We start from the raw sequence: 13,009 nt of genomic DNA, 5'->3' as shown, positions 1-13,009 counted from the left end.
CTCCCCCGATTCCTCTCCCCTCCTGCCAAGGATCTATCCATGAAGTGCAAGCGATGCGGCGAACTGGCGGCGGTGAAGCTGCCGAGCCACCACACCGGCTTTTGCCCGGACTGTTTCGAGCTTTTTTTCCGCAAGCAGGTGGAGACGGCCATCCGCCGCCACGCCATGATACAGCCCGGCGAGAAGGTGCTGGTGGCCGTGTCCGGGGGCAAGGATTCCCTGGCGCTGATGCGCGTCCTGTCCGACCTCGGCCACGACGTGGACGGCCTGCACGTGCACCTCGGCATCCCGGATTCGTCCGATCCGGTCTGCGAGCGCACGGAATCGTACTGCCGGGACAACGGCTTCAGGCTCCACGTGTTACGGACAGCCGAGGTGGGCCTGGCCATCCCCAAGGTCAAGGACGCGGTGCGCCGGCCCATCTGCGCCGTGTGCGGCAAGATCAAGCGCCACTACTTCAACCGTTTCGCCTACGAGAACGGCTACGCCGCCCTGGCCACGGGCCACAACCTGGACGACGAGGTGGCCCGGCTTTTCGCCAACGTCCTGCGCTGGGACGCGACCTATCTCGGCAGCCAGGGCCCGACGCTCCCGGCCGAGGGCAGGTTTGTCCGCAAGATCAAGCCCCTTTACCGCGTGACCGAGTTCGAGACGGCGGCCTACTGCTTTCTAAAGGGCATCGACCACTGGAAGGCGGCCTGCCCCTACAGCGGCGGGGCCAGCTTCACGGGCCACAAGAAGCTTTTCGCCGACCTGGAGGACCGGAGCCCCGGCCAGAAGACGGCCTTTTACGAAGCCTTTCTGGAAAAAGGGAGACCCCAGTTCACGGGCACGAGCCGCAACGGCATGGACACGCTCTACGCCTGTTCCGAGTGCGGCTATCCGTCGTCCGGCGAGGTCTGCGGCGTCTGCCGCATCCGGGCCCAGGTGGCGGCGGCCGGCGCCTGACGCAGAGAAGGCCTCCGGCGGCCGGGGGAACCTTTTTTGAAAAAAAGGTTCCCCCGGACCCCTTCCCAAAAACTTTTGATGGGCTCCGCAAAGGGCGCGGGGATCTGGCCCCCTTCCAGGGGGTCCGGGGGGGTGTGCAACCGGGAACATCGTTGACAGTTTGGACCGGGTACATCCCTGACACTTTTTAGCTGATCAGGGATCGAACCGGAACCACCCGTTTGGGGTCTTTGGGGCAAAACCCGCCGAGCAGGTGCTCTCCAAGATAAACCAGCCAACGATCATCATAATTTCTGGTCAGGCCGATGCGACATTTCGCAAATGCCTCGCCGAGAAAAATCTGCCTGCCTTCCCAGTTGAACATCCCATCCCGGCGAACCGTCCGACTTTCGAAAGAGGAGGGATACTCAAAGCATGGTTCGTTTCGAGGCAGCCGCCGGGACGAAGGCCGGTAGATTGAAGCCGGCGTGGCCTGATCAAGTGCTTCATGGGGACGATGGCTATTAAATCGCTCCCGCCAGGACTCCAATCGTTCTTGTTGCTCCCGCAGATTCGCCGAAGGCGGGATAGTGGCTTCCAGTTTCAAGGTCCGATGCATTCTTTCGTGGCAGCCATTTTGCTCGGGCTTTCCAGGCGCGATGAAGTCCACGACAATACCCAGCTGGAGCCACCAGACGCTTAAGCCGGTCAAACCTGCGATCCCGGTCGAACCAAACGGAGTCCCATTGTCCACGCGGATGGCGCGTGGCAGGCCGTATCGCATAAACACCCGCCGCATCGCCTCTTTTGTTCGTTCAAGCGTCTGCGTAGGAAAGACGTAACACCCTAAGACATAGCGGCTAAAGATGTCACTGATTGTCAAAGGATGGCAAATGCTCCTGTCCTCCAGGCGAAACCAGCCCTTGTAATCCGCACTCCAAACATCATTTGCCTGTTTGGGCTGCCGGAGATCCTCTCGCCGCAACCGGCCTCCTGACTGACGGCGCTTTGCTTTTGTGGCGGTGATCAATCCGTGCCGTTTCAAAATGTCGCCGGCTGTACTTTTGGCCGGTGGGTACTCTATGCCGTGCACATCTTGCAGAAGCCTGACGAGCTTTTTGGGACCCCAGTAGGGATTCTCCTGTCGCAATGCGAGTAATAACGTGACGACTGCATCAGGTGTTTTGTGCGGGCAATGCCGGGCAACGCGGCTTCGTTCCCCAAGCCCTTCCCCTGCCTGATAGCGGCGCAGCCACTTGTAACCCGTTTCGCGACTGATCCCATACTTGCGGCACAAGGCTGCAAATGATTCCCGTCGCTGCGACAACTCCACAATGAACCGGGCGCGTTCTTCCATCGGATTGACCTTTTTCCAGGGCATTGGAGCTTCCTCCTCTGCCCAAAAGTGTCAACCATGTACCCGGTCCGTTCTGTCAATCATGTACCCGGTTCATACCGGGATGATCCCCCCCGGCCGCCGGAGGCATCTTCCCTCTTCTCTCTAACTTAAAAGCACCTCGCGCAGGACGCAGAGGTAGGCGCCGAGCATGTCCGGGCTGATGTCGCCCATGTGGCCGATGCGGAAGATCGGCTGGCGACCGGCCGCCTCCAGGGCTTCGTTGAGCTTCCCGTAGCCGGGATCGAACAGGTAGCCCCGGGCCCGCATCCGTTCCTTGACGGTCTTGAGGTCGGCATGGGTCATGCCCTGCGGCACCAGGGCCGTGGTCACGGTGGGCGAACGGAAGCCGGCCGGGGCAAAGGGCTCGAACCCGGGCAACGACTCCACAAAGGCCACGGCCGTGTCCCGCATGGCCGCATGGCGGGCGAACCGGGCCTCGATCCCCTCTTTTTTCACGATATATTCGAGCTGCACGTACATCTGATTGCCCAGGGCGCCGTTGGGCGTCGACTGGGTCTGGAACTTGGCCGCGGGGCCGAGGTGCGCGAGGATGTCGGTCGCGTGGCCCCGGGCCGTGACGTGGCCGGCCTTGTCGATGGCCGCCGGGCTGACGAAGCCGATGCCGAAGCCGGCGTGGAGCCCAAGCGACTTCTGGGTGGCCGTGCAGTACATGTCACAGCCGGAGGCCGCGATGTCGCTCGGGGCCCCGCCGAAGATGCTGACGCCATCGACCAGGGCCAGGGCCCCGTGGGCCTTGGCCACCCGGCACAGGGCCACGATGTCGGCCGTAACACCGGTCGAGGTCTCGTTGTGGGTGATGGCGACCACGGCCGGCCGGTGCTCGGCCATGGCCGCCTCAAGGGTCGCCGCGTCCGGAGCCTGGCCCGGGGCGACGGACAAAAGGGCCGCCTTCTTGCCGTTTTCGAGCGAAATCTTGTGCCACAGGTCGCCGAACGCGCCGCAGGACACGTGGAGCACGGTCTCATCCGATCCTACCAGCGACCGGATGGCCGCCTCCATGGCCGTGGAGCCCGAGCCCAGAAAGAGGATGGTCCTGTAGTCGTCCGGCAGGTCGGCGATGCGGCCGAGGTCCTCGAAGATGGGCCGGAACCGCTTGGCGTTTTCGCTGTCGCGGTGGCCGAATTCGGCCAGGGCCCCGGCCGCGCGCACCTCGGGCCGGATGTAGGTCGGGCCGGTGATGAAGAGTTTGAGTTCCGGAAAAGGCGCGTCGGTCATGGCAGGATTCCCCCTGTTTGCGGTGAGGCCGGGACTTTACGGCAAAGCGGGGTGGCGGGCAATCCGGTCCTGGCCGGCCGGCGGGCATGGAATCTGCAACATTGCCGTGGGCCGGAAAAATCGGCCAGAAAGGAGATCCGGCCATGCCGCGCACCATTGCCCTTGTCCTTGCCGCCTTTGCCGCCCTGGCGTCCCTGGCCGCCTGCGCCCCCGTGGGCACGGGCGAGCTCGAACGGCTCTATAACCGGGAGAACAACGACCGTCTGACCCAGATCGCGGGCCGGCAGGATTTTCGCACCTTCCGGCAGAAAACGCCGTCCTTCCTGCTGCCCTAAGCCCGCGCCGCACCGTCACGCGCCCCGGTGGCGCCGTGACTCCGCTTGACCTGCCCCGGGCGACCTCCTAGGGGAGATACTGCAGGGTATCTCTATTTTTTCCTATGGAGGCTCCCATGATCGCAGTGACCATAAATGGCCATCGCCACGACCTGGACGTGCCGGACGACATGCCCATGCTGTGGGTCTTGCGCGACGTCCTCGGCATCACCGGCCCGAAATTCGGCTGCGGCATCGGCCAGTGCTGGGGCTGCACCGTGCTGGTCGACGGCAAGCCCCGCCCGTCCTGCGGGCTCCCGGCCAAGGCTGCGGCCGGAACCACTATTGTCACCATCGAGGGCATCCCGGAGGACCATCCGGTCAAGGCGGCCTGGCGGGAAGCGCAAGTCCCCCAGTGCGGCTACTGCCAGCCCGGACAGATCCTGCGGGCCGTGGCCCTTCTGGACGAAACCCCGCGCCCGTCCGAGGCGGACATCGCCAAGGCCATGCGCCGCCACATCTGCCGGTGCGGCACCTACCAGCGGATCAAGGCCGCCATCCTCCTGGCCGCGTCCATCAAGGCCGGCGAACGTCCCGCCCCGCCGCCCTGGCCAACCCCGGCCGAGGCCGACACCCCGGCCGAGACCTTTGCCCTGAACCCGTTCGTTTCCGTGGCCACGGACGGCACCGTGACCGTCCTTTCCAAGCACCTGGAGACCGGCCAGGGCGTGCTGACGGGCCTGGCCACGCTGGTGGCCGAGGAGCTCGGAGCCGACTGGGGCCAGATCCGGGCCGCCCATGCCCCGGCCGACGAGCGGGTCTACAACAATCTCGTGTTCGGCCCCATGCAGGGCACGGGCGGCAGCACGGCCATTGCCAATTCCTACACCCAGTACCGCCAGGCCGGGGCCGGGGCCCGGGCCATGCTGCTGGCGGCGGCGGCCGACCATCTGGACGCGCCGGCCGGGGAGCTGCGGGTGGAAAAGGGCGTCATCCGGCACGAGGCCTCGGGCAGACAGGCCACGTTTGGCGAACTGGCCGCCCGGGCGGCAACCGTCGCCCCGCCGGCCGATCCGCCCCTGACCCCGGCCTCGGCTTTCACCCTGATCGGCACCTCGCCGCCCCGGCTCGACATTGCCGAGAAGGTGTCGGGCGCGGCCCGTTTCGCCCTGGACGTCCGCCTGCCGGGCATGAAGACGGCCGTGGTGGCCCGGCCGCCGCGCTTTGGCGGCAAGGTCGCCTCTTTTGACAAGGCCCCGGCCCTGGCCGTCTCCGGCGTGACCGACGTGGTGGAGATCCCCTCCGGGGTGGCCGTGGTGGCGGAAAACACCTGGGCGGCCCTGGAGGGCCGGCGCGCCCTCACCGTCCAGTGGGACGACGCCGGGGCCGAGACCCGGGGCACGGCCGACCTGCGCCGGGAGTACCTCGCCCTGCTTGACACCCCGGGGGGGGCCGTGCGCCGCGACGGCGACGTGGAGGCCGCCCTGTCCGGCGCGGCCACGCGGCTTTCCGCCGTGTACGAGGCCCCGTTCCTGGCCCACGCCCCGCTCGAACCGCTCAACTGCGTGGCCCGGTTCACCGAGAACGGGCTCGAAATCTACGCCGGCGACCAGTTCCAGACCGTGGACCAGGAAAACGCGGCCCAGGCGGCGGGCCTGGCCGACAAGCGGACCGTCACCATCCACACCCTCTATTCCGGCGGCAGCTTCGGCCGTCGGGCCAACCCCGGTTCGGACTACATCGTCGAGGCCGTGCACGTGGCCAAGGCCCTCGGCAAGAAGGTGCCCATCCATCTGGTCTGGGACCGGGGCGACGACCTGCGCGGCGGCCGCTACCGGCCGATGATGCTCCACAAGGTCGAGGCCGGCCTCGACACCGACGGCAGGCTTGCGGCCTGGCAACACCGGATCGCCGGCCAGTCCATCAACGTCAATACGCCCTTCGAGGGGGCCCTCATCAAGGACGGGGTGGACGTGACCTCGGTCGAGGGCGTTTCGGACATGGCCTACGCCATCCCCAACCTGGCCGTGGAACTCCACACCACGACCGCCAAGGTGCCGGTCCTCTGGTGGCGCTCGGTCGGCCACTCCCACACCGCCTTTGCCGTGGAATCGTTCGTGGACGAGGCGGCCCATGCCGCCGGGCGCGATCCCCTGGACTACCGACGGGAGCTCCTGGCCGGCGATCCGAGGCGGCTGGCCGTCCTCGACGCCGCGGCCAAGGCCGCCGGCTGGGGCGCGCCCCTGCCAGACGGCCACGGCCGGGGCCTGGCCGTGCACCGGTCCTTCGACACCTACGTGGCCCATGTGGCCGAAGTGGCGGCGCAAAAGGACGGCACCTTTGCCGTCACGCGGGTGACTTGCGCCGTGGACTGCGGGGTGGTGGTCAATCCGGACATCGTGGCCGCCCAGATGGAAGGCGGCATCGCCCTTGGGCTGTCGGCCGTGCTGGAGGAGGCCCTGGTCCTTGAGAACGGCGGCGCCGTGCCCGAGAACTTCAACCGCTATCCCATCCTGCGCTTCGACCGGATGCCGACAGTGGACGTGGTCATCCTGCCGTCGGACGCTCCGCCGACCGGCGTCGGCGAACCCGGAGTGCCGCCGCTGGCCCCGGCCGTGGCCAATGCGCTGTTCGCGGCCACGGGCCGACGGCTGCGGCGGCTGCCGCTGCTGGGGGAACAGCCCTCGGACGCACGTTCGGGCGGATAGTCGGAAGCGGGAAGGAACGGGGGCTGCCGGACCGGCCTTGCGGCCGGCGGCCTCCGTGGCGGCGTGTCTGGCCCGATTCGGCCCGGCTGGCCTGGTCGGCCGGGCCGGGCGCGACGCCGCCGTCGCCTGGCGATGGGCGACGGGGCGGCGTTGGTCGCGCTCTCGGAATCCGCAGGGCCGGTTTTCGAGACACTCCGCACGGAAAGCGGCAACGGTCGGGATGCGGTCTAGGGAGCGGGTTTCTCGGCCGGCTCGGAATCCCCGGCCGTCGTGGCGTCGTTTTCGCCGTCGGGAGCCGGCTGTCCTTCGGGGTAGACGATCTGGCCCGTGGCTTCGTCGAAGTACGGCCCTTCCTCGTTGTCCCCGCGCGCGGTCTTGCGCTGGACTTTTTCTTCCTTCTTTTTCTTCTTGGCCAACTCCTTGGCGCGCTTTGCGAAAGTGTAGGCGTTTTTGGCCACTGGTCCTCCAGGTTGGGGGTAGAGGGGCAGGCGGGACGAGCGCCGTCGGCCACGCCCCGGTGAAACGAAAGGAAACGGCGGACTCGAAGCGAAGCCGTTTCTTTTTCAGAATAGCCGAAATCAGCCTTGGGGAAAAGGAAAATCCGCGCAAAAAAAGGGCCGCCCGTTCCGCAGCCGCCGGTCGGCCCTCACTTCACGGCAAACGACTTGATGACCCGGCCGATGACGGACTCGAACAGGGCCCGGGCGGCCGGGTCGTAGGTGAAGGACACCGTGAAAAACACGTCCCCCCGGGCCAGCGTTTTCTCATAATAGACCTTGCCGCCGACGATCCCGGACACCACGAACCAGTCCTCCCGGAAAAGGGTGTAGACCGGCCGCACGCCCAGGGCCGCCAGGCTCTCCTGGTAGCGCCCGCGAAAGGGCGTCTCAAGAGCATTGTAGGCCGCGTACACCCGCATCTCCCCGGCTCCGCCCGGGGCCAGGAACACCTGCCCGTCCCCGGCGTCGGCCTCGCCCTGGGGAGAAAACGCCTTGGGATAGTCGATGGCATAGCCGTATTTGGCGTTGGCGTAGCGGCCCATGGCCGGCGGCTCGCCGGCCCGGACGGCCGGGGGGCAGGCGGCGAGGCAGGCAAGGAGCGCCAGGCAAAACGCCGCCCTGGGCCAGACGGAACCGGGTCGGGCAAAAGGTCTCATGGCCCGAGTCTAGCCGGCCCGGCGGCAAAGGGAAAGGGGGGCGGGCCGGCCGCCGGGGCCCTCCCCGTCTCGCACCGCGTCCGCGCGTCCGGTCCCTGCGTCTTGCCCCCGGATGTGGCCGCCGCCATCTTGCCGGCCGGCCGACCCGGCGCTATAGGCTCCCCATGCACGAGCCCGAAATCATCCTCATCCGCGTCTCCGGCGACGACAAGCCCGGCCTCACCGCCGCCGTCACCGCCGAACTGGCCAGGCACAAGGCTGATGTCCTGGACATCGGACAGTCCGTCATCCACGACACCCTGTCCCTTGGCATCCTGGTCAAGGTCCCGACCGAGGCCGAATCCACGCCCTTTTTAAAAGACCTGCTCTTTTGCGGCCACAAGCTCGGCGTCAACCTGACCTTCACCCCCGTAGCCTCCGAGCACTACGCCTCCTGGGTCGACGCCCAGGGCAAGGAGCGCCGCATCGTGACGCTCCTGGCCCGGCGCCTAAACGCCCAACACATCGCGGCCGTCACCGGCGTCATCGCCCGAAACGGGCTCAATATCGACGTCATCACGAGGCTCTCCGGCCGGGCCGCCCTGGACGAGGCCGATTCCCCCCGCATGGCCTGCGTGGAATTTTCCGTGCGCGGCACCCCGGACGACCTGACCGCCATCAAAAGCGAATTCCTGGCCATTTCCGCCGAACTCGGCGTCGACATCGCCATCCAGGAAGACAATGCCTTTCGCCGCAACCGGCGGCTGGTCGCCTTTGACATGGACTCGACCCTCATTGCCGCCGAAGTCATCGACGAGCTGGCCAAGACCGCCGGCGTCGGAGCCCAGGTCTCGGCCATCACCGAACTGGCCATGCGTGGCGAGATCGACTTCAAGGAGAGCCTGCGCCGCCGGCTGCGCCTGCTGCGGGGACTTCCGGCCGACAACCTCGAAACCGTGGCCAGGCGGATTCCCCTCAACGACGGGGCCGAGCGCCTCATCGCCAACCTCAAGCGCTTCGGCTACAAGATCGCCATCATCTCCGGCGGCTTCACCTACTTCGGCCTGCGACTCAAGGAACGCCTCGGCATCGATTACGTCTTTGCCAACGAACTGGAAATCAAGGACGGCAAACTGACCGGCGAGGTGGTGGGGGAAATCGTAGACGCCGCCAAAAAAGCCGAGATCCTCCGGATGATCGCCGAAAAGGAAGGCCTGTCCCTGCAGCAGGTCATCGCCGTGGGCGACGGGGCCAACGACCTGCCCATGCTCGGCATGGCCGGCCTCGGCATCGCCTACCACGCCAAGCCCGTGGTCAAAAAAGGCGCGGGCCAGGCCATCTCCACCCTCGGCCTCGACAGCATCCTCTATCTGGTCGGCGTGCGCGACCGCGACACGCTTTCGTAACCTGTTCGCCCCGCTCCCGGGCGGAGCCGACAGGACCGGGCCGCGATTGACAGCCCCACGCTGAATTGTCACAGTTCCGGCATGAGTCCGCCACCCCAAACGGTTCGTGACAAGGGTTAACGTCATGGTGCCACGGGACGCAAAGCCCGCGGCAAACCCGGGAGCCTCTCGTGGAAACCCCCCTCGACAACGCCATCCACAAACTCAAGGTGGATGTGCTCCAGATGATGCACCTAGCCCAGGACGCGGTCCGCAAGGCCGTGGCCAGCCTGCTCGAACACAACGCCGGCAAGGCCCGCGAAGTCATCGACGCGGACCGCGAAATAAACGACCTCGAATGCCGGGTGGACTCCGAAAGCCTGAAAATCCTGGCCCTGCACCACCCGGTGGCCAAGGACCTGCGCTTCATCGTCGGGTCCATGCGCATGCTCGTCAACATCGAACGCCTTGGCGACGAAGCCGTCAACATCGCCGAACGCGTCCTCGTCCTCACCACCGAGCCCCGCCAGCCCGTCCACGGCAACCTGCGCCACCTGGCCGACCTGGCCCTCGAACTCACCCGCGCCTGCGTCGGCTGCTACATGGACCTCGACGACGAGGCGGCCCTGCGCATCATCCAGCAAAACGCCGACGCCCTCGACCTCAACGTCCGCATCTTCCGCGACGTGACCAGCGAAATGATCCGCGAAGCCAAACCCGTCGAACGGGCCGTGCAGCAATCCTTCGTGGCCCACAGCCTCAAACGCATCTGCGACCAGTGCGCCAACATCGCCGAATCCACCATCTTCATCCGCAAGGCCATCGACTACAAGCACAAGTGCGGCCTGCCCCAGCCGGGCGGCGTGTAGAAAAAATGCCTCCGGCGGCCGGGGGGATCATCCCCCCGGACCCCTGGATAGGGCGTGCGGGAGCGGGGAGGGCGACGGCCGGGCCGCGTTGCTGGTGGGCGGCGCTTTTTTTTGAATGTCCGGAATGTAAAATTCCTTTAAACTCGCCCCGTCCCCGGGGCGACGGGCCTGTTTGGCCGGAATCGGGCCGGCGTGCTGGCCGGCTTTGCGGCCTGCGTCGCCGGTCCGATTCCGGCCAAACCGACGCACACCCGCCAACGACCACCAGTCCACCCGCCTCCCCATCCCCCGCCCCCCCCGTGCGGGGGGTCCGGGGGGCGTCGACGGCCCCCGGCCGCCGGAGGCATCTCCCCTCCCTCCTCCACCCCTCCCTCTCCCACCCCTCTCCTACCCACCCTTGACGCCGCGCGCCGGGCGCGACACAAGGCGGGATGCCGTCAAACATCCCACTTTCCCTTTTCCCGTATTTTTTCCCGGCGGTTGCGGCCGTGCTGGGGCTGGTGCTCGGCAGCTTCTATTCGGTGTGCGTGTCGCGCGGCATTGCCGGCACGTCGATCGTGCGGCCGGCGTCGCACTGTCCGCGCTGCGGGCGTGGGCTTTCGTGGTGGGAGCTGTTGCCGGTTGTCAGTTATGTGCTGCTGCGGGGGCGCTGCGCCGGGTGCGGGGAGCGGATCTCGCTCCTCTATCCGCTGATCGAACTGACGTCCGGGCTCTGGGCCTGCCTCCTGGCCGTGCAGTTCGGGCCGACGCCGTGGTTCGCGGCGTTTCTGGCCCTGGGCGGGCTTTACATCGTGGCCTCGGGCATCGATTTCCAGGTCTACCTGCTACCGAATTTCCTGACCTATCCGGCAGCGGTGCTCGGCATCGGCATCGGGGCGTTGCATCCGGCGGTCGGGCCGTGGTCGGCGGCCGTTGGCGCGGCGGCGGGCTTCGGGGTGTTCTGGCTTTTGGCCACGGGCTACCGGCTGGCCAAGGGCGTGGACGGCCTGGGCGGTGGGGATGTGAAACTGATGCTGTCCATCGGCGGAGCCCTCGGGGTGCTGGGACTGCCGTATTCCGTGCTGCTTGGCAGCATAGCGGCGCTTGTGGCCAGTCCTTTTTACGTGCGGGGGCAGGGCAAGGGCCGCTCGATGCCTATTCCTTTCGGCCCGTTTTTGTGTTTCGGGGCCATGGTGCAGATCCTCTATGGTCCGGCCCTGTTCCGTCTGCTGGCGGGACGATAGTTTTTGCCCCAAAAAACGACTTCAGGCTGGCTCTTTCCGTTTGTGACGTGGTAGGCAGGAGGCGATGGCCCCTCGACTGTCGCCCAACCTACAGCAAACGGAGGAACCCATGCACGGTTCTCTTGGCCAGGCCCTGCTGCTCGTCGTCTTTTGCCTGATGGCCGGCGGCTGCACGGCCCATCCCCAGCCGTATTCGCCCGACGCGTTTTACGGCGACTGCCTCACCTGGAAAGGCACGGCGCCCTGCGAGGCCGGAAACAAGATCTGCCAGTCCTACCAGGACGTGATCGTGGCCAAGCATCCTTCGGCCGCCGCCTGCCGCGAGGCCTGCAAAAAGGCCCATGACGACCTCTTTTCCGAGCAGACCTCGCTTCAGGCCTGCAGCGTCATCGTCGAGCACGGCAGCGACCTGTGCGAACAGCAGTGCCTGCGCCAGTATCCGGGCCAGTAGCCGGGGGAGCGGAGCCGGCGTAGGCGGCGCCAGCCCCGCGCACCTGACGGCATGGAAGACCCGGTGCCTGCCCAGCCCGTCGGCCCGTTCCCGGGTTTCGGGCCCTGGTGCGGCCAAGGGACGGGAAGGGCCATGGCCCTTTCCGTCTGGCGGCCAGACGTTAAAATTTTCCCGAAAATCTCCGTCGCGCTGGATTTTTCCGAGGGCGGCATGGTAGACGACCGATGTTGGGCCATCTGTTGTCGCCGCACCCCCCGCACATGGAGGATTCGATGCATCACTTTTCTGCCTGCCTTCTGGCCGTGGCTGTCCTTTGCATTTCATCCAACGGTTACGCCCAACCCAGGCTCGACCGTTCCACCCAGTTCATGGGCAACTGCACGGCGGGGTCGAATGTCGAACAATGCGACTCCAGGGAAGAGATCTGCCGGCGTTTCGTGAACGCCTTCAGCCAACCTCGGGCCTCCCTGGCCGCGTGCCGCAAGGCCTGCAAAAAGCTCGGCTACAGGCTCCCCCAGCGCTATGCCTCGCTTCGCAATTGCGGCAACATCATCACCCACGGCGCCGCCCTGTGCGAACAGGAATGCTATCGCAAGTATCGGAAGCAGTAGCCGGGTCCGGGGCCGGAAGGCCTTCTGGCAATCGAATCGCGAAAACGGCTTGGCCAGGATCCATTCCGGCTCCCGCCGCTTCCTTCCCGGTTTCCCTTCCTTCCTCCGCCGGGCGGCCGTCAAGATTCTAGCCTTGAGCGGCCGTTTGATGGTACGTCATTCCGGTCGCGCGCAAGCCTGCCCACAGCCTCGCATCAGACGGAGGAACCCATGCACCGCTCTTGCGTCCACGCTCTGGCCCTGGCCGTCCTCTGCCTGATGGCGGCCGGCTGCGGTCCGATCAAGCCCGCCTCGCCCTCCATCTTTTTCGGCAACTGCATCACCCCGCCCGGTCCGGACCCCTGCGATTCGGACATGGACATCTGCCGGGTCTACCAGGACGTCATCGAGCAGCAATACGCCTCGGCCGCGCCCTGCCGCGCCGCCTGCAACCAAGCCTACACCAACCTGTACGCCCAGAACTACCAGCTGCGAAACTGCGGCTACATGCTGACGCGCGGCACGGACCTGTGCGAGCAGGAGTGCCTGCGCCAGTATCCGGCCGGGAAATAGGTCCCGGGCGCCAAGCGGGCCGGCCCCTGACGGCGCGCTGCGATCCGGGAGACCGGCCGCCGGGAAAGCGGCTTTGCGTCGCGAGCCTGCCCGAATGTTCGGCCCTCGCCGGTTGCATCGGCATTGTCCCTTGACAGCCGCCGCATTCCATTCGATGGAGAGGGGATCGGACACCACATGATCCCGCGACACGCCTTTT

General features: G+C 66.6%; 13 protein-coding genes. 9 read left to right on the top strand and 4 right to left on the bottom strand.

Translation table 11 applies throughout. The features are described 5' to 3' along the window. Window positions 1-39 precede the first annotated feature (39 nt). Window positions 40-948 carry a PP-loop family protein gene (locus tag DFW101_RS16820; protein ID WP_009182714.1) on the top strand — a complete coding sequence of 303 codons (909 nt, stop codon included), beginning with the start codon at window positions 40-42 and terminating at the stop codon, window positions 946-948. A gap of 187 nt (window positions 949-1,135) precedes the next feature. On the opposite strand, the gene DFW101_RS19240 is transcribed toward DFW101_RS16820, so the two are convergent. Both DFW101_RS19240 and DFW101_RS16815 read right to left on the bottom strand, forming a co-directional pair. Continuing rightward, window positions 1,136-2,308 (bottom strand): integrase core domain-containing protein, encoded by a 1,173-nt coding sequence (locus DFW101_RS19240; RefSeq protein WP_009179523.1) that lies wholly within the window; start codon window positions 2,306-2,308, stop codon window positions 1,136-1,138. A gap of 120 nt (window positions 2,309-2,428) precedes the next feature. Further along, window positions 2,429-3,562, bottom strand: coding sequence for a pyridoxal-phosphate-dependent aminotransferase family protein (locus DFW101_RS16815; RefSeq protein ID WP_009182713.1), 1,134 nt, complete (start codon window positions 3,560-3,562; stop codon window positions 2,429-2,431). 143 nt (window positions 3,563-3,705) lie between these two features. Here DFW101_RS16815 and DFW101_RS16810 point away from each other — a divergent pair, with 143 nt between their 5' ends. Next, on the top strand, window positions 3,706-3,897 hold the full coding sequence (locus DFW101_RS16810) for a hypothetical protein (protein ID WP_009182712.1): 192 nt from the start codon (window positions 3,706-3,708) through the stop codon (window positions 3,895-3,897). A 116-nt stretch (window positions 3,898-4,013) separates the two neighbouring features. Beyond that, window positions 4,014-6,584, top strand: coding sequence for a molybdopterin-dependent oxidoreductase (locus DFW101_RS16805; protein WP_009182711.1), 2,571 nt, complete (start codon window positions 4,014-4,016; stop codon window positions 6,582-6,584). A gap of 227 nt (window positions 6,585-6,811) precedes the next feature. On the opposite strand, the gene DFW101_RS16800 is transcribed toward DFW101_RS16805, so the two are convergent. Next, window positions 6,812-7,042 carry a hypothetical protein gene (locus DFW101_RS16800; RefSeq protein WP_009182710.1) on the bottom strand — a complete coding sequence of 77 codons (231 nt, stop codon included), beginning with the start codon at window positions 7,040-7,042 and terminating at the stop codon, window positions 6,812-6,814. Window positions 7,043-7,230: 188 nt separating this feature from the next. Then, window positions 7,231-7,740 (bottom strand): hypothetical protein, encoded by a 510-nt coding sequence (locus DFW101_RS16795; protein ID WP_009182709.1) that lies wholly within the window; start codon window positions 7,738-7,740, stop codon window positions 7,231-7,233. Window positions 7,741-7,904: 164 nt separating this feature from the next. Here DFW101_RS16795 and serB point away from each other — a divergent pair, with 164 nt between their 5' ends. From serB to DFW101_RS16765, 6 genes are all read left to right on the top strand, one after another. Beyond that, the gene (gene serB, locus DFW101_RS16790) at window positions 7,905-9,125 is read left to right on the top strand and encodes a phosphoserine phosphatase SerB (protein WP_009182708.1); all 1,221 of its coding nucleotides are present in this window, start codon (window positions 7,905-7,907) and stop codon (window positions 9,123-9,125) included. Window positions 9,126-9,295: 170 nt separating this feature from the next. Next, window positions 9,296-9,973, top strand: a complete 678-nt coding sequence (gene phoU, locus DFW101_RS16785; RefSeq protein ID WP_009182707.1) for a phosphate signaling complex protein PhoU — start codon at window positions 9,296-9,298, stop codon at window positions 9,971-9,973. Window positions 9,974-10,404: 431 nt separating this feature from the next. Beyond that, complete coding sequence (locus DFW101_RS16780; RefSeq protein ID WP_009182706.1) at window positions 10,405-11,196, top strand: prepilin peptidase; 792 nt, start codon at window positions 10,405-10,407, stop codon at window positions 11,194-11,196. A 109-nt stretch (window positions 11,197-11,305) separates the two neighbouring features. Next, window positions 11,306-11,647 (top strand): hypothetical protein, encoded by a 342-nt coding sequence (locus tag DFW101_RS16775; RefSeq protein WP_009182705.1) that lies wholly within the window; start codon window positions 11,306-11,308, stop codon window positions 11,645-11,647. A 272-nt stretch (window positions 11,648-11,919) separates the two neighbouring features. Then, entirely contained in the window at window positions 11,920-12,258 is a 339-nt protein-coding gene (locus DFW101_RS16770; protein ID WP_009182704.1) for a hypothetical protein, read from the top strand. A 210-nt stretch (window positions 12,259-12,468) separates the two neighbouring features. After that, the gene (locus tag DFW101_RS16765; RefSeq protein ID WP_009182703.1) at window positions 12,469-12,810 is read left to right on the top strand and encodes a hypothetical protein; all 342 of its coding nucleotides are present in this window, start codon (window positions 12,469-12,471) and stop codon (window positions 12,808-12,810) included. Window positions 12,811-13,009: the final 199 nt, after the last annotated feature.

It is taken from the genome of Solidesulfovibrio carbinoliphilus subsp. oakridgensis (assembly GCF_000177215.2).
GTDB lineage: Bacteria > Desulfobacterota > Desulfovibrionia > Desulfovibrionales > Desulfovibrionaceae > Solidesulfovibrio > Solidesulfovibrio carbinoliphilus.
This window is presented reverse-complemented; position numbering and strand designations above follow the sequence as displayed.